This window comes from Streptomyces sp. ISL-12 (assembly GCF_018614415.1).
Lineage (GTDB): Bacteria > Actinomycetota > Actinomycetes > Streptomycetales > Streptomycetaceae > Streptomyces.
Genome location: NZ_JAGGOO010000011.1, coordinates 82,567 through 102,735, shown reverse-complemented (window position 1 = coordinate 102,735; position 20,169 = coordinate 82,567). Strand labels below are relative to the sequence as shown.

Genomic DNA, 20,169 nt, shown 5'->3' with positions numbered 1-20,169 from the left:
GCAGGGTCACGACGGCTCGGACGAGGCTTGTGACGCGAGTGGTCGAGCACCGCAGCTTGCGGAGGAGTCGCCAGGCCTTGAGGGTGGCGACGGCTTGCTCGGCCAGGGCCCGGATCTTGGCGTGAGGCCGGTTGACGGCCTTCTGACCTCGGGAGAGTGTCTCCCAGCGTCCCCAGTACGGGACGCGGACCGTGCCTCAGGCGCCTCGGTATCCCTTGTCGGCCCAGCACGTGGTGCCAGCGTCCGTGAGAGTAGCGAGAGTACGTTGTGGGGCCTCAGCAGAACATGCGCGACGTCGTGCGCGGTACGGTCCCGGCGGAGGGCGCGCCAGTCCGTCCCCTGGGCCCGGCGGCCGGGTCCTCGTGAGAGCCGACTGCATGTCAGCGATCCGCGCCGTCCTGGAGTCGGTGGAGTTCGGCGAACAGTCCACCGGGCTTGGCCAGCAGTTCCCGGTAGCTGCCGGATTCGGCGATCCGCCCGCTGGCCATGACGACGATGCGGTCGGCGACGCGGGCGTTGGCGAGCCGGTGCGTGATGACCAGAGCGGTTCGCCCGGCCGCGAGTTCGCGGAACTGGTCGAAGACCTGGCGCTCGGCGCGGGCGTCGAGGGCGGCGGTGGGCTCGTCCAGGATGTGCACGGCGGCGTCGGCGTGGAAGGAGCGGGCGAGCGCGATGCGCTGCCACTGCCCGCCAGAGAGGTCGTGTCCGCCCCACCAGGAGCGGGCGAGGGAGGTGTCCAGGCCGTTGGGGAGGGTGCCGAGAACGGTGTCGGCTCCGCTGGCGCGGGCGGCGTCGAAGACGGCGGCGTCGCCGCGTTCGCTGGGGGTGCCGAGGGTGATGTTCTCGCGGGCGGTGAGCGGCCAGCGGGTGTACTCCTGCGGGGTCATGGCGATGCGCTGCCACACGTCGGCGGGCGCGGCGTCGGCGATGTTGATGCCGTCCCAGGTCACTTCGCCGGCGTCGGGCAGGTACAGGCCGGTGAGCAGGTGGACGAGGGTGGTTTTGCCCGAGCCGTTCTCTCCGACGAGCGCGACGGTTTCTCCCTTCTTCAGGTCCAGGTCGACGCTGTCGACGGCCGGGTGGTTGCTGCCGGGGTAGGAGAAGGTCAGGCTGCGGGCGCTGATGATCTGGGGTGCGTCGTGCGGCAGGGGGCGGGTGCCGCGGTGAGTGCGGTGCCGGGCCGCTTCGTCCAGGAAGGCGGCCCAGTCGTCCAGGAACAGGCCGGTACGGAAGACGCGCGCGGCGGAGCAGGTCAGCGTGGTCAGTGATGCGGTCGCGGTGCGCAGCGCAAACAGCGCGGTACCGGCCCCGGCCGCTTCCAGGCGTCCGGCGGTGACGAGCGCGGCCAGGGCGGCGAAGGTGCCGGCGAGGGCGAGCGCGGAGATGGCGTCGCCGGCGAGCTGGACGCGTAGGCCGCGCACTGCTGCCGTGAGTGCTTCGGCTTCCAGCCGGTCGGAGACCTGCCGGTAGCGGAGGGACAGGAAGCCGCCCATGCCGGCGGCGCGGATTTCGGCTGCGGTGTTGCGGGTGGTGCTGTAGCCGCGCAGCGTCTGGCGCAGGCGTGAGTCGGAGCGGGCGGCGGTGGCTGCCGCGTGTTCCAGGCGCGCGGCGCGCAGCGAGGCATACGCGCGGGGTGCGGCCGTCAGCACCAGCAGGGTCATGAGGAGGGGGTCGAGGGTGGCGATGACGGCGGCGACGGCGACGAGTTGTGCCAGGACGGAGATGGAGCTCTGGACGTCGAGGACGAGGTCGCGGGCGGACTCGGCGCCCTTGCCTGCGGCGTCGAGCCGGTCCTCGAATCCGGGGTGTTCGTAGGCGATCAGTTCCACGTCGGCTGCGGCGTTGAGGACGCGCAGGTCGGCTTCGCGGAAGACGCGGGGGCTGAGGCGGGCGGCGGCGGCGCGGGCGGCGGTGTTGGCGAGCGCGGCCCCGGCGAGCGCGGCGGCCACCCGGGCGGCCGGCGCGAGGGCGCCGCGCAGGGCGGGGCCGGTGGGTTCACCGCGGCCGTAGGCGGCGGCCGCGTCCAGGACGTGTGTGATCAGGGCGGTGGTGGCGGTGAGGGCGAGCGCAGCCAGGACGGCGGCTGCCGCCTGCGCGGCGAGCATGCCGGTCAGGGCCCGGCGGTCGGCGTGCCAGGCCAGGCGCATGGTGCGGGCCAGGACGGAGGGCAGGCGGCGTGCGGTGGCGGCCAGGCCGAGGGCCTCTTCGCGCTGGTCTTCGGCGTACCGCATGATCGGTGCGGGACCGGCTGCGGCGGGTGTGGGGTGTGCGGTCACCCGTCTGGTGTAGGGGTGTCGCCCGCTGTCCGGCACGCGGGTTTGTGCGGCCCCCTGCCGGGGAGGGCAGGTGGGCCGCCGGGTGCGTCAGTTTTGCGCCCCTTGTTTCACTTGTTCGGGTGAATGGGAGGTGTGACGGCGACCCCGACCCAGGGGCGGCGGGGGTCGTCGGCGTCTCGGCCGGACAGGCCCAGCGCGCCGGCGGGCGTCCATACCCAGGCGTGGGCCTCGTTCGGCATGCGCCGCGATCCGATGACCCAGTGCGCGCGTCGGCCGCGCAGCGCGATCGTCACAACGGTGGCCAGCGACACCTCCATGCACGCGATCCGTCCTGGCCACCAGGCGGGCCGTATCCGCGGTACCGCGGCCGCGGCGGAGGCGGCCAGAGTGGGCGGTGCCGGCGGCAGGTGGCGCAGGAGGTCCAGCAGCCGCATGCGGATGCTCATCGGCAGGCGCATCATGCCGAGCGCCAGGACCAAGCCGGCTCTCGCCAGGACGCGGACCGCCAGACCCGGCTGGTCGCATGGTGGCGCCGGGGCGGTCACCGCCGGCATCGGCGGCGGCAGGACGGCCGAACCGCGGCCGGAGCCGGTGAGGAGCCCCGCCTGCGTCAGCTGCCCGATGGTGGCGGTGACGATCCGCTCGACGTCGCCGGGAACCCCCTCCGCCCGCATCTGGTGGATCAGCTCCGGCACTGTGCCGGACAGGGCCGCCGACCAGATCCGCTCCGTGGCTGTGTTCATCCACTGCCACGTGCCGTTGGCCGTGTTCAAAACGGCGACGGCGCCGTCGCCGAGGGCGGCCCGGTGCACGCCGGGCGGAACGAGCAGCATCACCGAAGACCTCCCGGCACAGCGAGCGGGTCCATGGTGCGCGCGAGCCACCAGGAGGTGATGAAGAACGCCTCCAGCGCGGGCAGCGGCGGCCGGCCGACGCCCGCGGTCGCCGCGTCCAGCGCCGTGTGCACGGCCGCGGCGTCGATGAGCCCGCCGGAGACGAGCACGCTGGCGTCGATCACCTCGCGCAGCTCCTGCCGACGGGCGCGCAGGCCCTCGTACAGCAGCGGCGTGAAATGCCCCTTGGACTGGCGGCTCGTCAGCCAGTGCGGCAGATCCGGGCGTGCCAGGCCGAGCAGCGGCTTGTAGACGTCCGGCCGGCGCCGCTCGCCCGCGCCGATCCGCAGGCACGCCGTCACGACCTCGTTGTCCAGAAACGGGCTGACCTGGCGCGGGCCGTGCTCGGCGAACAGAGGCGCGCTGTCGCGCATGGCGGAGCCGTTGTAGCGCAGCGCGCTCCAGTCGTCCCACTCGCCGGCGTTCACCTCCCCGATCGTGCGCCCGGAATCGTCGAGCATCGCGGCGAGCACCTGCCGCCCGTACGGGGTGAGCCACTTCACTGCCCCGCCGACGGGACACCACGTCCACACCCGGAGCCCGTCGCGGAAGGTGTGTCCGGTCGCGACTGCCTCCGCTGCCCGGGACATCTCGTACGGGCGTCCCCGCGCGGCCGTCTTCACCGCGCGCCACAGTGGGCCGGGCCCGGTGTTGACCCGGCGGGCCAGCGCGGTCACGGCTGCCCGCGCTCGCCGGGTCTGCCCGTCCTGGGCGAGCGCGGTCCATGCGGCCGTCGAGGACTCCAGCACGACATCGCCGCCGTGCCCCGTCAGGTGGACGGCGGCGACCCCGCGTGCCGGCGGCAGGTAGTCGGCGTCCAGCGGGTACGACGAGACGGGCAGCACCGGCGCGTGCGGGAGCGCAGTGGGCCAGCGGGAGAAGTGGGCGGTCGTGGACCCGCCGCTGCTGATGTGGTGCTCGGCGCCCACGTACTGGGCGACCCGCCGCGCCAGGTCCGTGTCCGTGCCGTCGGCGAGCGGGCCTCCGTAGGTGACCGCCACGATCTGGCTCACCGCAGCAGCCGCGATGACGACCGTCGAGGAGTCCAGGCCGCCGGACAGATCCGCGCTGACCCGCGGCCCCGCCGCGCGGGCGTAGCCCTGCGCCGCCGCCCACAAGGCGGCACCGACGTCCCCGGCGCCCTCTCCCAGCGTCCGTCCGTCCGGGCGTGGCCGGATGTCCACGGTGCGCGCGGTGCCGTCCTGGAGGACCAGGGCGTGTCCGCCGGGCACCCGCTCGATGCCCGTCCACACCGAACGCTGCGGCCAGTGCTCCGCCGACCCCAGCACGACCCGGGCCGTCAGCAGCTCCAGGTCCGGGCCGCGGCCGAGCTGTGCCGCCAGCAGTCCCGCCCCGGTCGCCCAGACAGGCCCGCGGCCGGTCCGAGCGGTGAACAGGCCGCGCCCCTCGGCGAGGTCGCCGGCCACGACCGTGCGCCGCGCATCAGGGTCGTGGACGGCCATCCAGTACGAGCCGCCCAAGGCCCTGATGTCCTCGAACTGTCCCCTGGCCACCGCGCCGGCGACACAGGCGATCTCGGTGTCGCTGCCCCGGCATGCCCCAGCCACCACGGCGGTGACCGCCCCTCGCGTCACCATCCGTACGTCCGCGTCGGACGGGTGCCACACCCCAGCCGTCCGCGCGGTGCCCGCAGGGGCGTCGAAGGCACCCCCTGCCAACCACTCCGCTTCTTCCATCGCGTCCATTCCTCTTCGCTGCCTGCCGGATACGCCTGGGGCGGCGTGGCATGGTCACCGCGCCGCCCCAGAACCTCCAGCTGTCGGCCGGTCAGTTCTCGAAGTAGTTCGACTTGTCGGAGTCGTTGAAGTTCTGGCTGCCCAGGGTCACGGTGTCGACGTCGGCCGACGCCAGGACCGGCAGCTGCGGGACGGCCGGGGCGTGCTCGGTGGTCGTGTTCATGGGGGTTCCCTTCGTGTCCGTTGCGACGGCCGGCGCCGGGCGGCGCAGCCGGTGGTGCAGTGGTACGGACGTGCTCAGCGCAGGACGAGCGGTCAGAGCGCGTACCACTCGACCGCGCCCTCGCGGTACCCGTCCTGGTCGCGGCCGAGCGTCACCGCGTCGATGTCCTCCGTGTGCAGCACGGGGAGGCACTGCTGTTCCTGCTGCATGGGGCGGTCCTCCGGATCCATCGCGCCGGGCTGTCCGGCGCACTCCCATCACAGCGCCCCGAACGGCCGTGCGGGAGCCGGTGCCGGGCCGGTGAACGGCGGCACTCGGCCCGGACGCCGAGCACCGTTGCCTCGGCGCCGGCCAAGCGCCTGGGCGGCGCTTTACGGCGAATCACCCAACCCACTGGGCGACTTGGAGGTGGAGTCTTATCCTGGTTGGTCCGCCGTGGCCATGGAGGCACACCGATGGGCAGGCCGCCGCTCCATCAGCAGCCGAACGCCTCGCTGGCGTACTGGATGCGCCGGTGCAACCTCTCCAACAAGAAGCTCGCCCGCCTCGTCACCGCGCGAGGAGCCGAGCAAGGCGTCACCGGACTGGGCACCGACGAGAGCCGAGTACGGGCGTGGCTGAAGGGATCCCTACCGCGCGATCCTGTGCCACGCCTGATCGTGGAAGTCATCAGCGCCGCCAGCGGCTTGGACCTCACCTTCGCCGATGTGGGAATGCCCGGCGAAGGCGAGCCAGTCGGCCCGCGCACCCCATGGACTCGCGCCGCCGCTCTCGCCGCTCTCACCCAGATCACCCGGAGCCACATGATGCTGCCCGACACCCGAACCGGCCCCGAGGCCACCCGCATCACGACCGGCGACCAGCTCCTCGCCCCGCTGCAGGAATGGGCCTTCCCCCGCACCACTCCCGCCCAGGACGCCACGCCAGAAGCCGGCAGGCGGATCGGCATGTCCGACGTCGAGGGGATCCGCCAGATCACCACCACCTTCCGAGACCTCGACAACCGCCACGGCGGTGTCCTGGCCCCCACCGCCGTCCTCGCCCAGACCGACACCGTCCTGTCCCATCTGAAAACCGACACCTACACCGAAGCCGTCGGCGCTGCCCTGTTCTCCGCCGCCGGCGACCTGGCCGGCGTCGCCGCCTGGATGCTGTTCGACGCAGGACACCACGCCAGCGCCCAGCGCACCTTCGTGGCCGCCCTCCACGCCGCCGCAGAGGGCGGCGACAAACGACTGGGCGCCCACATCCTGCAGTGCATGGCCCGGCAGATGTCCCACCTCGGCCACGTCGACGACGCCCTCGACCTCGTGGCCCTCGCCCAGTACGGCGCCCGGCGGCACCTCTCACCCGCCACCACCTCGATGCTCGCCGCGCTGGAAGCCCGCTTCCAGGCGATCCTCGGCCACATCGACGACAGCGAAACGGCTGCCGACCGCGCCCTCACCGCCTTCGACCGGGTCAACCCTGCCGACGAAGACCCCCACATGGCCTTCTTCGACGCGGCCGAGCTGCATGCCACCTTGGGCATGGCGCATCAGATCGCCGCCACGCACCTCGAGCACGGCACAGCACGCACCCGGCACGTCCGTCGCTCCACGGACCTCGTGGGCGCCGCCCTCACCGCACGGCCCGACCACCGCCAGCGCAGCCGGGCCTTCGACCATCTCGGCCTCGCACGCACCCACCTCGCCGCCGGCGATGCCGACGCGGCCTCCGAAGAGACCACGCACTGCCTGCAGATGCTCGGTACCGTCCGCTCCCGCCGCGTCACCGACCGACTCGGTGAGCTGTACGCGGAGGCCGAGCCGTTCTCCGGGGCAACCCCTGGGCGAGAACTGCGGGAGCAGATCCGTGAGCACCTGGCCACCGCAGGGTGACGTGGGAGACGAGCAAACGGCCTACCGGCGCGTCGCCCAAGAGCTGCGCGACCAGGTCGCTGACGGATGCTCAAGCCTGGTCAGCGCATCCGTCGCTGACGGAGCTGCAGGAGACATTCGGTGTCTCGGACACCGTGATCCTGGAGACCCGCAAGATCCTTACCTACAGCCGCGGCAGTCATGTGCTCCAGGGACGGACCCCTGTGGCTGTGTAGGCCAGACGTGGGAACGAATGCCAGCGAGCCTCAACAAGGGGGTGTCCGGGCAGTTGCGGCAGACCCTGACGGGCGCGGCCCGGCCGGCCGGGCCTGAGGGATGTCCTGCAGTATGTGCCCTGACGGCATGAGATCTCCTGCTGCTGAGGGCCGAACGCCCCGCCCTCAGCTAAGACAGCCGTCGCCCTCCTTCACCGCTCCTGGGGCGGGCGTTGCTGGGTGTAGTGCGGGTGCTGCGGGGCCGGTCCGGGAGGTACGGGGTAGGTCTGCGGCGTGCCGGGACCCGGGTAGGGCGGGTGACCGATTGGCGGCTGAGGGGGCTGGACCGTGCCGTAGCCCGGAGTTTTGCCGAGGGCATTGCCGCGGTTGCGGCGGCGGCTCACTGCGAAAATCACGGCCGCGACGGCCAGTAGCACTGCCACGCCACTGGCGCCGGCGATGATGAGGCTGCTGCGGAAGGAGGGCTGCGTCTCCGCGGCCGAGGCCGGTGAGGGCGTGGGCCTGGGGGCACCGCCGCTTCCGGACCCGATCTGCATCTGACCGAGGGGATTCTCTGCCGGTCCTGCGGGAATGTCCATGGTGAGCGCGGAGTAGGGGCGGACCATGCCGTAGCCGTACTCCTCGTCAGGAGCCGTCAGCCCTTCGTGGTGGGCAAATGTGGCCGACTTGATCAGACGATTGATCACCTGGCCCGCGGTGAGGCCGGGGTGTTTGGAGCGGACCAGGGCGGCGGCGGCCGAGACGAAGGCCGTAGCCTCGGAGGTGCCGCTTGCCACGCCATAGCCGTTGTCCATGGTGGCGTTAGCTCCGACGATGTCCACTCCCGGAGCCGTGAGCACCAGGTCCTCGCCGGTGTTGGAGTCTTCCCAGAGGTTGGCGTGGGCGTCGATGGCGCCGACAGAGACCACGCCGGGCAGTGCTGCGGGCTCGATGACGGCGTTGATACCCTCGTTACCCGCAGCGGCCACCACCACGACGTCGTGGGCCTGCGCGTAGGCGATCGCGTCCCGTCCGACCGAGATGGTGCCGGATCCCCCGCTGGCCCCGAACGACATGTTGATCACTTGCGCGCCGTGGTCGACCGCATACCGGACGGCAGCTGCCCAGGTCTCGTCGAGATTTTTGTCCTGCCTGGTCTGCAGAGTGCGCAGCGGCAGAATCTTGGCTCTGGGAGCAAGACCGACCACGCCGGAGGAATTGTCCGTGCCGTGACCGTGGGCGGCGATGATGCTGGCCATTTTGGTGCCGTGGCCGATGACGTCCTCGTGCGCGTCGCCGCCGCCGGTGAAGTCCTTGCCTCCGAGTACCTGGCCGGTCATGTCCGGATGGTTTGGATCGACGCCTGAGTCAATCACGGCGACGGTGACGCCCTCGCCCTGGGACTCAGCCCAGACATCCTCTGCCGCGAACGCTTCTAGGGCCCATTGCCGGTCTCTGATGTAGTCCGCTGACGCGGGGGTGGCTGTGGTGACCAGCAGGGCTCCCGCCAGTGCCACGGCTCCCGTCATGGACAGCACTCGCTGATGGCTCTCTCGCTTTATCTTCACCGGCAAGGCGTCATCGGTTATGTCAGGGCCTTGGCCGTCGCGGGTGTTGGTCATGCGGGCCATCGTTGCAGGACCGTCCCGGCCGCATCCAACTGGCTTGCGGTCACACATCACACAACTTGGGTGATCTCCGCCAGGAGCGAATCCAGCCGACCGCACCCGGTCCCCGCCTGAGTGCGGCAAGCACGCGGTGCCGTCCTCGTTACCCTCGCGGCCACCAAAGCCGGCAGACGGCTGCCACACGCCGCACCCAGGCACTCGATGGTTCGCGCGCACATGGCCCGGTCCACCCACGAGCAGGCCGCAGCTGTGACGATCCCCTCCATGCAGCCCGGAAGTCCGATGTGGTCACTGCGGCACTGGACGAACAGGGCCTCGTGGAACCGGCCCTCCACCAGTTCGACCGGGCACACCATGTCGGCAAGCCTCACGATCAGTCGTCCCCCCTCCGCACGGATGGCCGGGCGGCAACCGAGAACTTGTGGATCTGCGTCCGGTGCCCCTTCGCCATGAACAGCGGCCTGCGGGAACTCCTCGACATATTGACGGCCGGAACAAGGTATTCCATTTGTCCGGTCCGGGGGACGCGTTCGGCTGGCGCCGCTGGTTTTGTTGACACGCTTGTGGATCTTCGAGGGCTGAGCGGGGGCGCGTAACAGGCGTAGGAGGGGATACGGAACTGTGCGCTGGCGTACTCAGATTCGCAGATTCATCCGACATGCCCTATTTCGATGACAGCTTCTGATCATCTCTCGTCGCAAGCGGTCAATAACTTTTGGGTGTGATCGTGCTGGTGTCGGCAGGTACCCATACCCACGACGCTACTTTCCGGCACCGAGAAAATGCGCAAGGTAGTACGGTCCTGCTCCCGGCACTTTCTGCCGGACGGCAAAGACCCCGGCACCGATGGTTGGTAGCCCGCGCGCCGGGGTCTTGTCGCTTCCAACGTCAGCCCGCAACACCGGGACACAGGAGGTCTCCGATGCCGCTACACCGACGCCGAACGCGTTTTCCCGCAACGGCAGCTGCAATTGCGCGGAAAACGAGTCGCGAACGTATCATCCCGTCACCGTGCCCGGCTCAAACCCCGGTATGGCATGTCAAGGCTGTCATGCTCCGCAGAAGCCTGCCCATCGCGGTGTTCGGCCTTCCTCTGGCCGTGATCCCGCACGTTCAGTCTGCGCAGGCGCTGCCCCTCGTTGCCCTTTTTCTGACGGCTGCTCACGGGTCTGTGCTGGTTCACCAGTGGATTTACCGCCACTGATCTGACCGCCGGTGGGGCGCGAGTCACCGCTCGCGCCCCACCGTCTCCCGCCGTGTCCGGCCGCCCGTGGCCGGACGGGCGGTACAGATACCCGTCCAGCCACCCCGAAAGAGGCTCCGTGCCCCCTCAATCACGCACCCAGAAGGCGGACGCCGCCCCGCGTCCCGCGCGCTCCGTACCGTCGGCCGATGCCGCCCGCGCCAGCCGCTGCACCGAAGCCCTGCGCGACATCGCCGAGGACTGCACCGTGCACTCCGAGGCACTGCTGCTCGGCACCTACAGCGGCACCCTGTCCAACGCAGACCTCCTCCAGCGCCTCGTCGACCTCCGGGAGGTGGTCGACGAGGCGATCGGAGTCGTCGTCGTCCGCCAACGCTCCCAGGGCGCGCCACTGGCCGACCTCGCACCGATCGCCAAGCGCACCGAGGACCGGCTGCGCAAGAAATACAACCCGCTCTCCGTCGACCGCGCCCTGACCAACCGCAGCCGGCCCATGCCCGTCGCTGCCGCCCCCAGCAGCGCGACCGCCGCCGGCACCCCGATCCTGCGCCAGCCCGGTCAGCGCCTGGCCTGTGCCCTCACCCTGATGCGCAACGGCTCCGGACGGCGCCAGCGGGAACTCGCCGCGGAGATGGGCGTCGACGAGTCCTACGTCTCCCGCATGCTCTCCGGCCAGCGCGACCTGTCCTGGAAGTACGTCAGGATCATCTGCGAGGTGTGCGGGGCCGACCCGGAGTCGATGAAGCCGCTGTGGCACGCAGCCGCCGACGTGCAGCCCTCCGACGCCGACGATCCGGTCGAGTACCTGCGCACCTATCTGCGGGGCCTGCACTACGCGGCCGGCTCACCCGAACCCGGCATCGTCCTCGCCGCCGCCCAGCACACCCTCAGCGCCGCCGACTTCCGCCGTGCGCTGCACGGCCCCGGCGTGCCCGACTGGCCGGTGATCGAGCGGCTCGCCTTCGCCCTGCAGAGCCTGCCCAACATCGCCCGGCCCCTGTGGCGCCGCGCCCAGAAGGCCGCCGAGAACGGCCCCACCACCTTCAACTGACCTGTCTGCCCACCACCCCGGGGGAAAGGACCATGAAACCCGCACCGCCCGCTCCGACTCTGCTCACCACCGCCTTCTACGCCTTCTGCGACCTGCACCGCCCGGCCTACCACGCCTACGCCGCCGCCCGCCTCCCGCTAGAGGAAGCCCGGCTCAGCGTCACCCAGCTCTTCGACCTCATCGCCAGCAACTGGACCCGCATCATGGCCGAGCAGCACCCCTCCGCCTGGGCCTGGAGCGAGCACACCCGGGCCGTCGCCCGCCGCGCCGGCCGCGCCCCAACCCCAGCCGAGGACACCGCACTCCTCCATGACGAACTCCGCCTGAGCATCGACCGCATCGCCACCATCACCGGCACCGACCCCGCCCGGGTCACCGCACTCCTGGCCGCCGCCCGCCGCACCCGCCAGCCCGCCTGCCCCAGGACTCCACCCCGCCCGTCAGCGTCTCGCGCCGCCTGATGGGCTCAGGCCCGATGGCCGCCCCGCAGGATCCGGCCGCGCCGGGTACCTGCGGGGCGGCCGGTGAAGAGCAGGGCGAGGGGGATGTCGTCAACGCCAGCGATGACCGCGCCCCCGGCAACGCGCCCGACCGAGCAGACAGGACGGCAGCGGGCACCGGCCGGGGCCGGCTGCGGGGTGGGTGGCGACGCGCCAGGACCGGGGCCGGGGGATGTGCTGCCAGTCGAGGAAGCCCTGGAGAGCGGTCGGGTTCCGGGGCTGTCGGGCGGGTGCCGGCGGGAGGTGGACGCCGATGCGTTCGAGGTTGACCGCGATGGCGGTCAGAACGTGCTGGACGTGGTCCTTCTCTTCGCTGCGGTAGCGGCACTGGCGCATTCAGGCGCTCAGTCTCAGGCTGAGTTCCCCTCGTGTGATATCCACGGCGGGGGCGCCGGACAGCCGTCGGCCCTCCCGTGGGGAGGCCGGGAGGGACGGCGCGGCTCGCGCCAAGCGTCTTGGTGAGCCAGGTTGTCCTCTTGGATTGGGGACTACCACTGGTGGAAGCATGGCACTGGTTCCAGCCATACAACAGGCGTGTGGCTGGATTCGACACACCGTCTTAGCATGGGTACGGGTACGTACCCGTACCCTGTCCAGTGTGGAGGGAGCCCGATGATGCCAGACGCCAATGTCCGCATTCCCGAGGAAGCCCGCGACCGGCTGGCTGCCATCGCGGCGGCGGAGGGAATGTCGCTGCGCGCCTACCTGGCCCGCCTGGCCGAAACGCTCCTCACCCCGGACGAGCGGGCCGCGCGGGCCGAGCAGGCCAGGGCCGCGCTGAAGGAGTGGAACGGCTACGCACTTACCCTCGCCGAGGAACAGGACCTCGACAGCGAGCTGGACCGGCGCCTGGCCCGGGCGGCCGCCCGGTGAGCGATGCCGTGCACATCGTCCTGGACGACACCGCCATGGCCGCGGCCGGCCAGGGCAACGTTCTCGCTTCCCGTCTCATCCACCGCGCGCACGTCCAGGCCGGCTGGTACCTGTACGCCCCTGCGTGCGCGCTGGTCGAAGCCGACCGCGCCCGGCCCGGGACGGCGGAACACCTGGCCGCGCTGCCGGGCATCACCGTGCTCGACCTGGACCTCCCGGCCGCTCTGGCCGTGGCCCGGCATGACACCTGGGCGGCGGCACACTGCCAGTACGCGGCCCAGCCGACTCCGGACCGCCCCGACGGGGCGGTCATCGCCACCGCCGCCCCCGACCGGTGGACAGGCGAGCCGGTCCGCGTCCTCGACCTGACACCCTGAGTCAGAAACCGGATCACCCGTCGGCGCCGAGGTGGGCACGGCGGCTCCGGACAAGGCGATGCCATCGGGCGCGGACGGCGTCGGCCCCGTCGAGCCAGCGTGTGCGGGAGGGGCCGGGCAGGGGCAGGTCGCCCATGTAGTGGGCGATGTCGGCGTAGTAGGCGTAGTCGCCGGTTCGGGCGAGTTCGCGCAGGCGGTCGATGGCGGCACGGACCTTGTCCTGCTCGCCGAGGACGGCGTGGTGGAAGGCGAGCGCCAGTTCCAGGACGGCTTCGGCCGCGGTGATGCCGGCGTCGCGGGTCTCGGCGCGGAGGTCGCGGGCGGCTTCGGGGCCGCCCGGCGTGCCGGCGTCGCGGACGAGCGCGGCAATCCGCACGGTGAGGCTGGTGGCACGCAGGTCCAGGCCGGTGAGGAACTGCTCGGCGAGGTGGAGCTCGTCGTCCGCGACGGCGGGGTCGGTGAAGGCCGCTACGAGGGCACGCTGGGCTTGGCTGGTAGCGCGTTCCCCGGCGACGCCGTGCTGCTCGGCCTGGTCGCGGGCGGCGGCGTAGGCGGCGGCCGCGCGGTCCATGTCGCCGTGGGGCCACAGGACGTCGCCTTCGACGCGGTGCTGGCGTCCGGCCCAGCCCAGGGTACGGGCGGTGTCGTACGCGGTGGGGAAGTCGCCGGCGAGGCGGGCGAGGTGGGCCAGGCCGCGGTGGGCGGCGGGGGCGAGGCGGCCGCCGCCGTCGGCGACGAGCTGCATCCCGTGGCGGGAGGCGGTGGAGTCGCCGAGGTCGCGGTGGGCCTTGGCGAGGTAGTAGACGCCCATCTCGTGCAGGTCGGCGGGGAGCAAGTGGCTGCTGGTGACGGCGGCGAGGCGGGAGGCGGTGACGGAGCGGTGCTCGTGCTGGCGGCGGGCGAGGGCGGCGAGGAGTTCGACGAGGGCGTCGGCCGGCGTCTCCAGGCCGTCGCTGCCCGGCCGGGCGGGCGGGGCGATCGGCTCCCACACGGAGTCGCTGACGTAGGCCCAGGCGGCGTCGCCGAGCCAGCCCAGCTCGAGGCCGAAGTCCCTGGCCAGGGTGAGGCCCTGTCGCAGGCAGCCGACGAGCAGCATCCGGCTCTGGCCGGTGGTACCGGCGCCGCTCCACTGGGTGCCGAGGGCCGCCAGAGCACGCTCGGCGGCCTGCTGCCAGTCGCCCTCCGTCCAGCGGTCGTCGGTGGCGTCGTCGGCGCTGCGGATGGTGGAGCGGATCAGACCGTGCAGGTGGTAGGGCCACAGCCCGAAGACGTTCTCTCGGACGAACGGCCGCTCGATCAGTCGTTGGACCGGTGCCTGGTGCGGCAGGCCGGCGGCGGCGGTGGCGAGGGTGAGGTCGAAGGCGTCCAGCAAGGACACCGACCTCAGGACGTGGCGTTCGTCGGGGGTGAGGTCGGACAGGGTGCGGGCGATCAGGGCGCCGAAGTCGTGGTTGAAGTCGGACGGGACCGGCTCGCGGGTGCGGCGGATCTCCAGGAAGCGGAGCACCGACAGGTCGAGGTAGAGGGGCAGGCCGTGGGACCGGCCGGTGATGACCTGGCGGATCTCGGTGCTGATGAGCGGCTGTCCGTCGCGGGAGAGCCGGCGGGCGAGGTAGTCGTCGCAGTCCTCGGGTGAGAAGTCCCCGACCAGCACTTGCCGCCCGCGCCCTCGTGCGGCGCCTGCTGCCCGTGCGGCCGGGATCGCGGAGGCGGGTGCGGTCAGGCCGGGCCAGGCGATCGGCCCGGTGTAGTCGAGCTGCCCCTGCAGGGCCGGGTCGGTCCACTGCAGGCGCGAGCGGCCGGTGACGATGAAGAAGGCGTTCGGCATGAGCCACACCACCCGCTGGATGAGGCGCTCCAGGTCGCGGTGGGTGCGGTCGCCGACGTCCTCGAAGGTGTCCAGCAGGATCACCGGCGTGACGCGCTTGTCGGCCGGGAGGTGGGCGAGCTCCCACGCCAGCAGGTGCGGGTAGAAGGACAGCGCCTCTACATCGGGCTCGGCCTCCAGCAGGTCGGCGAGCCGGGCGCAGCCGGCAAGCGCGCGTACGGTCTGCCTGCGCTCCCGCAGCGCCCGTACGAGGGAGCCGGTCACCTGGCCGACTGCGGTTCCGATGCTGCCGGGCAGAAGGAGGGCCTGGGCGACATCGGCCATGGCGGACTGCATCTGCTGCGGCATGGCCTTGCCGAACCGGCCGACCAGTCCGCCGCGGCGCAGGTACTCCTCCAGACTCTCGCCCGGGTGCTGCGCCTCCCAGTACCGGCGCAGCGCCACGTCGAAGGCGGGCAGTGGGCGGCCGAGCGTGCTGAGGGCGGCCCGGATCGTCAGGACAAGCTGCTCGAAGTCGGTGCCGGCTGAGCGGGACAGGTCGATCCGGACGGGCAGGATCCGCGTCCTGGCCCAGGTGGGTTCGCCCCACTGCGCGGGCCGGTCGGTACTGGCCAGTGCGGCCTCCAGCTTGCGGGACAGCGTCGTCTTGCCGATGCCGCCGACCCCGTGGAACGCGAGCACGTTGTCGCGCGGCGCCTCCAGGTCCTCCACGTCGAAGGCCGCATCGGCGGTGTGCCGCAGGTGCTCGCTGAGCGCGGCGGCGACGAGCTCCCATTGCATCTGGCGGTTGGTGAACGCTTCTCCGGCCTCCAGGCCGCGGTCGTTCGTGCTGAACAGCGCCCTGAGATCCCGACCTGCCACGTTCAACTCCCGATTCGATGATCACCTCGGGCCAACCTATGCCGGTGTGCGGCCCTTTGGGGAAGCATTCCCCGGACGCCGGAGAGCGCGAAGGCATTCCGTACGCGGACGCGGCGCGTCGCGGCGGGGTGCCACCGGAATCGGCCAGGGGACAATGACCGTTTCCCAGCAAGATCAACACGAAGGTGGTAGCCATGTCCGACAGCCCCGACTTCTCCGGTCTGGAGGGCGGCGTCGAGGCGCAGGCCGCGGACGCCGTGCGGGCGGTGGTGAGCTGGTACAACGATCAGCTCCTCGCCGAACAGGGTTCCCCGGTGCTCGATGAGGAGCGGATCGAGGAGCTGCGGGCCGGCCGTCAGGCCGCGCTCGCCGACCAGCAGCAGCTTGTGACCGCCGACCCGGACGAAGCGGCCCGGATCAAGGAGGTCTACGCGGCCCGGCTGAAGGACCTCGACGCGTCGTAGGCCGCTCCTTGGAACGGGACGGGCAGAGGCCACAGGGAGGGGTGCGGCCGGTCGATCCGGGCCGGCTGCATCCCGGGCGGCATCAGCGGGCGGGCGAGTGCGACCATCTCCTCCAGTTCGTCACGGTGCCGGGGGAGCGCTCGCCGCAGACCGTGGTGGAGGCGGAAGAACGCGGCGGCCTCCTGCTCGGTGTACGGGCGTGCCCGTTCCGCCGCCAGGGCCCATGATGCCCTCCCGGCGCCGCCGGCCTCGTGACGCAGCAGGGCGCGGCCGTCCCGCCGGATCACCGTGATCGCGGTGATCGCCGGATGGCGCTCGGCGGCGGTGACGACATCGGTGAGCGCGTGGAAGCAGGTCCGGTGCCCCGACCGCGTGGTGAACCTGGGGGTGAGGCCGATCTGCAGGGACCGGGCGTAGCGCAGCGCGGTGGCCTGACGGCTGTCGGCCTCGCGGACGGCCAGGACCACAAGCTCGACCAGGTAGCCGCTGGCCGCGTACGGCAGTGCGCTGTCGAACAGCTCCTCGACGCTGCCCGGCGCGCCCTCGATCAGGACGTCACCACGCCGCTCCCGCACGTACTGCTCGGCCTGGGTGAACCACGCCCGGTAGTCCGCCCGAATCGCCGCTCCGGCCCGGCGGGGGTCCTCACGCAGCAGCCGCAGGTAGTCCGGGTGCTGGGCTTTGAAGTCGTCGCCGATCAGATGAGTCGTGCCCGGCCGCATCGCGCGCCGCACCATCCTCGCGGCCAGGAGCTTGCCCGCCCCGGGCTGCCCCAGCACATAGACGGCGCGCGGATCGGGCCGGGTGATGATGCCGCTCAGGTACGACGGGGCGATCAGCTCGTCGAAGACCCAGCGGTGCTCGTCGGCGGAGAGGCGGTGGTAGTCGACGCCGGGCGCTCGCCGTCGGGACTGGGCGATGCGCCGTACGGGCTCGGCGAGCGCGGCAGCGCGTTCGACGTCCCGCTGGACGGCCAGGCGCCGGTCCTCGCAGTCGAGCTCGCGGTGCAGCCGCTGATCGGTCCGGGCGAGGTCCCGGCGGAAGAGGGCGGTCTCCTGGGCGCTCCAGGGCCGGGAGCGCTCGTACGCCACCGCCCGCCCGGCCGCTGGCCGACGCCGCCAGCTGCCGTCGACGAGCTCGTTGTCGTACAGCACGGCGCCATCGCGCCGTACAACGGTGACGCGGTCGGCCAGGTACTCGGCCTCGATGACCGCCAGTGTCGCCAGCAGCTGCTGGGCGCAGGTGTCGTGGTTCTCCCATGACACGTACCGGCCGCCTCCCCGAATCGCCTCGGACAAGAAGCGGTCCACAAGCCCGAGCTGGCTCCACGCCTCGGCCGTCGCGACCGCGACCACCTCGATCCGGTGCCGGGAGCGGCGGTACGCGTACCACGACGCCCGGAACTCCTGCGGATCGGCGAGGGCCGACTCGATGACCGCGTCGAAGCCGCAGGCGCGTACGTAATCTTCGACCGCGGCCTGCCAGCGGCTCGTGTCTGGGCGCACCTGGACGCCAGCGGTGCGGACATCGGCGGTCAGCAGCTCTGTGTACCGGCGGTGCGCCGCCTTGTAGAGGTCGCGGCAGATCCGTACGGCGCCGCCCCGGCGGTCCAGAGCCGCCTGAACGAGATCGGCGATGGCGGTCTTCCCTGCGCCCGGCTGGCCGGCGACAACCACAGCAACCGGACGGGACTGGCGCACGGCTCCCGTCGTGGCCGCCGGAATGATCACCTGTTCCAGCACCTGGCGGCTCTCTGACTCGGACAACGCCTCCAGAATGCCTTCCCCCACCAGTCCTCCATGCCGTTAGAGCCCACCTCGGGACCGAGCAGAGCCGTTCGCATTTCAAGGTCAACATAGCAGGCGTACACGAAAAGAACGAGTTTTGTACGTGATTCGTACGCGATTTGTACGGTTCACGTGCTAGGGTATTGGCCAGGAGGTGTTCCATGTCCGAGTTGTTCGACGCGGTCGACGCGCTGGTCGCGTCCCGCGCCAAGCTGCCGCCGCCGACAGAGCGCAAGCGGCTGCGTGCCTCGCACGGCCTGACGATCGACGAAGTGGCCACGGCGCTGAAGGTGCGCCGGGCGACGGTGTCGGGCTGGGAAAACGGGAAGACCGAGCCCCGCCCGCCGGAGCGCGACGCCTACGCCCGGCTGCTGGACAAGCTCGCGGAGCTCTACCCCGCCGACGCCGCTGCCGCGCCGGTTCAGGACGCGCCGGTGCCGGCCACGTTCACCGCCGCACCCGCCACGGCGGAAGCGCGGACTCTGTCCACAGGCCAGGCGTCCGAGGCTGCGGCCATGACTGAAACCGAGAACACCAAGACCCCTGCCCCTGCCCCTGCCCCTGCTCCCGTTGCCGCTGCTCCGGTGGCCGCGTCCCGTCCGGCGCGCACCACCAGGACGTCGTCGACGTCGCGCCGTCCGGGTGCGAAGAAGGCGGCCCCGGCTGGCACCCCGGCGGGCGGCACCGACCCGCGGTTCGAGAACGGTCCGCTCGCGGTCGTCGACGTCGAGGACGGGAAGGTACTGGCGTACTGCGTCGGCGGCCTGGTCCTGGACGTGCCCGCCAAGTCCATCCCGGCCCTGGTCGACTGGACGCTGCGCGAGGCCAAGCTCGGTCAGCCGAAGCTCGCCGGGCCGGGCAAGGACGCCGACCCGCTGCTCGTGCTCACCGAGGCCGCGCTGGAGCGTTACGGCCTGCCCGTCACGCTCACGGAAGAGGAGAAGCACGCCGGGCGGATCCCGGAGGGCCACAAGGTCATCAAGCAGCTCGCGCGCGCGGAGTGGAAGCTGACCAAGCGCGGCTTCGGCCCGTGGGCGCGGATCTACCGTCCCGCCACCGGTTCGGAGCGGGCCTGCGTGCAGCTGTGCATCACCTCCTGGAACGCGCTGGACACCCGGCACTGGGGCGGGGCCGGGCAGCTCCCGCCCGCCGAGCTCGCCCGCGTCCTGGGCGTGTACGCCTCCCGGGTGATGACGCCGCGCGGCTCCACCGCCGTGACCGGCCTGGAGCTGATGACCGCCCTGCACCCGCCGACCCGCGCCTCCGAGCCGGACGCCGACGGCAAGCGGCACTCCGAGCACAACCCCGGCTCGCTCGGCAAGGACGCCATCGACCCGATGAACTGGCCGCCGTGCGAGGTCCCCGACGGCCACCCCGTCCTCAAGGACCTGCCCCGCTTCCACGTGCGCGGCCCCGGCGAGAAGCTGTTCGAGGAGGCGTACGACTGGGCGCGGCCGATGACCGACGCGGAGTGCACCCTGCGGCACCTGGTCGGCATCGACGTCAACATGGCCTTCGCCGCCGGCGCCAACGGATTGACCGTCGGCCTCGGTGAGGCAACGCACGTCAAGGCCCCGGTGTTCGACCCGAAGCTGCCCGGCTCCTGGCTGGTCGACCTGTCCCACGTGGACTTGTCCCGCGTGAAGGTCGGCAAGGAGTGGGTGGAGCTGGACGGCAGCCTGCTGCCCTCCCCGTTCACGCCGAAGGGCGAGCGGCCCGACGGCCCGGCCTGGTACGCGACGCCCACCGTCGCCTACGCGGTGGAGCTCGGCTACGAGGTGCGCCCGATCAAGGCGTGGGTGCGCTACGAGAACGGCCGCTACCTGGACGGCTGGTACCAGCGGCTGCGTGACGCCTACCTCGCCACTATGGCCGACCTCGGCGTCGATGCCGACCTGTCGCCGGAGGACTTCCTCGCCGCGATGGACGGCTACAAGGAGCGTGACCTGGGGCTGGCGATCGTCGTCTCTGCGATCAAGGCGACGGTCAAGGGTGGCCTGGGCAAGCTGCGAGAGCGCCCGCGCGGCGAGGGCTGGAAGCCCGGGCAGCCGTGGCGGGCCCTGTCCCGCCCGACGTGGCGGCCGGACATCCGCGCGGCAGTCATCTCCCGCACCCGCATCAACCTGCACCGCAAGATCGTCAAGCACGCCGCCTTCACCGGCCAGTACCCAGTTGCGGTCCTGTCCGACTGCGTCGTCTACGCAGCCAACGGCACCAGCCCGCTGGACTTCCTGCCCTACCGCGACGGCAAGCCTCTGCCCGGCGGCTTCAAGCTCGGCATCAACCCCGGCCTGGTCAAGCACGAGGGCACCCAGACCGTCCTGTGGGGAGAGGAAGTCCGCGAGCGGTTCAACGCCCCCGAGCTCAACCTCGCCCGGTACATCAAGGACGGCACCGTCACCGACGTCGACAACGGAGAGTAGGAGAAGGTGA

The 20,169-nt window shown here is 71.8% G+C and carries 15 protein-coding genes and 1 pseudogene; 7 read left to right on the top strand and 9 right to left on the bottom strand.

What is annotated here, in order from left to right:
* From J7I94_RS03495 to J7I94_RS38945, 5 genes and pseudogenes are all read right to left on the bottom strand, one after another.
* Nucleotides 1-250, bottom strand: a pseudogene (locus tag J7I94_RS03495) (transposase family protein); the annotation flags it as partial.
* Between the two features lie 130 nt (nucleotides 251-380).
* Entirely contained in the window at nucleotides 381-2,276 is a 1,896-nt protein-coding gene (locus J7I94_RS03490; protein WP_308114485.1) for an ABC transporter ATP-binding protein, read from the bottom strand.
* Nucleotides 2,277-2,383: 107 nt separating this feature from the next.
* A complete protein-coding gene (locus tag J7I94_RS03485) occupies nucleotides 2,384-3,109 on the bottom strand; it encodes a lasso peptide biosynthesis B2 protein (RefSeq protein ID WP_215164977.1) in 726 nt (241 codons plus the stop codon).
* Complete coding sequence (locus J7I94_RS03480; RefSeq protein ID WP_215164976.1) at nucleotides 3,109-4,866, bottom strand: asparagine synthase-related protein; 1,758 nt, start codon at nucleotides 4,864-4,866, stop codon at nucleotides 3,109-3,111. Before J7I94_RS03480 ends, J7I94_RS03485 begins: the two co-directional genes overlap by 1 nt.
* 91 nt (nucleotides 4,867-4,957) lie before the next feature.
* Nucleotides 4,958-5,089 (bottom strand): hypothetical protein, encoded by a 132-nt coding sequence (locus J7I94_RS38945; RefSeq protein WP_285442402.1) that lies wholly within the window; start codon nucleotides 5,087-5,089, stop codon nucleotides 4,958-4,960.
* 455 nt (nucleotides 5,090-5,544) lie between these two features.
* On the opposite strand from J7I94_RS38945, the gene J7I94_RS03475 reads away from it, so the two are divergent.
* Nucleotides 5,545-6,969: a transcriptional regulator gene (locus tag J7I94_RS03475; RefSeq protein WP_251074582.1), complete on the top strand. Its 1,425-nt coding sequence runs from the start codon at nucleotides 5,545-5,547 to the stop codon at nucleotides 6,967-6,969.
* A 406-nt stretch (nucleotides 6,970-7,375) separates the two neighbouring features.
* Here J7I94_RS03475 and mycP read toward each other — a convergent pair whose 3' ends face one another.
* Nucleotides 7,376-8,785: a type VII secretion-associated serine protease mycosin gene (gene mycP, locus J7I94_RS03470; protein WP_215164974.1), complete on the bottom strand. Its 1,410-nt coding sequence runs from the start codon at nucleotides 8,783-8,785 to the stop codon at nucleotides 7,376-7,378.
* A gap of 1,328 nt (nucleotides 8,786-10,113) precedes the next feature.
* Here mycP and J7I94_RS39310 point away from each other — a divergent pair.
* A complete protein-coding gene (locus J7I94_RS39310; protein ID WP_215164972.1) occupies nucleotides 10,114-11,046 on the top strand; it encodes a helix-turn-helix transcriptional regulator in 933 nt (310 codons plus the stop codon).
* 32 nt (nucleotides 11,047-11,078) lie between these two features.
* A complete protein-coding gene (locus J7I94_RS03460; RefSeq protein ID WP_215164971.1) occupies nucleotides 11,079-11,507 on the top strand; it encodes a hypothetical protein in 429 nt (142 codons plus the stop codon).
* Between the two features lie 90 nt (nucleotides 11,508-11,597).
* Here the strand turns inward: J7I94_RS03460 and J7I94_RS03455 are convergent, their stop codons facing one another.
* On the bottom strand, nucleotides 11,598-11,882 hold the full coding sequence (locus J7I94_RS03455; protein WP_215164969.1) for a transposase: 285 nt from the start codon (nucleotides 11,880-11,882) through the stop codon (nucleotides 11,598-11,600).
* A gap of 279 nt (nucleotides 11,883-12,161) precedes the next feature.
* Here J7I94_RS03455 and J7I94_RS03450 point away from each other — a divergent pair, with 279 nt between their 5' ends.
* Together J7I94_RS03450 and J7I94_RS03445 are read left to right on the top strand one after the other, a co-directional pair.
* Nucleotides 12,162-12,419 carry a hypothetical protein gene (locus J7I94_RS03450; protein ID WP_215164968.1) on the top strand — a complete coding sequence of 86 codons (258 nt, stop codon included), beginning with the start codon at nucleotides 12,162-12,164 and terminating at the stop codon, nucleotides 12,417-12,419.
* Nucleotides 12,416-12,796 (top strand): hypothetical protein, encoded by a 381-nt coding sequence (locus tag J7I94_RS03445; protein ID WP_215164967.1) that lies wholly within the window; start codon nucleotides 12,416-12,418, stop codon nucleotides 12,794-12,796. The genes J7I94_RS03450 and J7I94_RS03445 overlap by 4 nt, the downstream gene beginning before the upstream one ends.
* Before the next feature lie 13 nt (nucleotides 12,797-12,809).
* Here the strand turns inward: J7I94_RS03445 and J7I94_RS03440 are convergent, their stop codons facing one another.
* On the bottom strand, nucleotides 12,810-15,485 hold the full coding sequence (locus J7I94_RS03440) for an ATP/GTP-binding protein (protein WP_215164966.1): 2,676 nt from the start codon (nucleotides 15,483-15,485) through the stop codon (nucleotides 12,810-12,812).
* Nucleotides 15,486-15,679: 194 nt separating this feature from the next.
* Here J7I94_RS03440 and J7I94_RS03435 point away from each other — a divergent pair, with 194 nt between their 5' ends.
* Nucleotides 15,680-15,949, top strand: a complete 270-nt coding sequence (locus J7I94_RS03435; protein ID WP_215164965.1) for a hypothetical protein — start codon at nucleotides 15,680-15,682, stop codon at nucleotides 15,947-15,949.
* Here the strand turns inward: J7I94_RS03435 and J7I94_RS03430 are convergent.
* A complete protein-coding gene (locus J7I94_RS03430) occupies nucleotides 15,913-17,739 on the bottom strand; it encodes a zeta toxin family protein (RefSeq protein ID WP_308114484.1) in 1,827 nt (608 codons plus the stop codon). The genes J7I94_RS03435 and J7I94_RS03430 overlap by 37 nt on opposite strands.
* 158 nt (nucleotides 17,740-17,897) lie before the next feature.
* Between J7I94_RS03430 and J7I94_RS03425 the strand changes: the two genes are divergently transcribed.
* Complete coding sequence (locus J7I94_RS03425; protein WP_215164964.1) at nucleotides 17,898-20,159, top strand: helix-turn-helix transcriptional regulator; 2,262 nt, start codon at nucleotides 17,898-17,900, stop codon at nucleotides 20,157-20,159.
* Nucleotides 20,160-20,169: the final 10 nt, after the last annotated feature.

Excerpts from the sequence above, each read along its gene's own strand:
- J7I94_RS03485 (WP_215164977.1), bottom strand. The coding sequence starts at position 3,109 with ATGCTGCTCGTTCCGCCCGGCGTGCACCGGGCCGCCCTCGGCGACGGC.
- J7I94_RS03480 (WP_215164976.1), bottom strand. The coding sequence starts at position 4,866 with ATGGAAGAAGCGGAGTGGTTGGCAGGGGGTGCCTTCGACGCCCCTGCG.
- J7I94_RS38945 (WP_285442402.1), bottom strand. The coding sequence starts at position 5,089 with ATGAACACGACCACCGAGCACGCCCCGGCCGTCCCGCAGCTGCCGGTC.
- J7I94_RS03475 (WP_251074582.1), top strand. The coding sequence starts at position 5,545 with ATGGGCAGGCCGCCGCTCCATCAGCAGCCGAACGCCTCGCTGGCGTAC.
- mycP (WP_215164974.1), bottom strand. The coding sequence starts at position 8,785 with ATGACCAACACCCGCGACGGCCAAGGCCCTGACATAACCGATGACGCC.
- J7I94_RS03460 (WP_215164971.1), top strand. The coding sequence starts at position 11,079 with ATGAAACCCGCACCGCCCGCTCCGACTCTGCTCACCACCGCCTTCTAC.
- J7I94_RS03455 (WP_215164969.1), bottom strand. The coding sequence starts at position 11,882 with ATGCGCCAGTGCCGCTACCGCAGCGAAGAGAAGGACCACGTCCAGCAC.
- J7I94_RS03450 (WP_215164968.1), top strand. The coding sequence starts at position 12,162 with ATGCCAGACGCCAATGTCCGCATTCCCGAGGAAGCCCGCGACCGGCTG.
- J7I94_RS03435 (WP_215164965.1), top strand. The coding sequence starts at position 15,680 with ATGTCCGACAGCCCCGACTTCTCCGGTCTGGAGGGCGGCGTCGAGGCG.
- J7I94_RS03425 (WP_215164964.1), top strand. The coding sequence starts at position 17,898 with ATGTCCGAGTTGTTCGACGCGGTCGACGCGCTGGTCGCGTCCCGCGCC.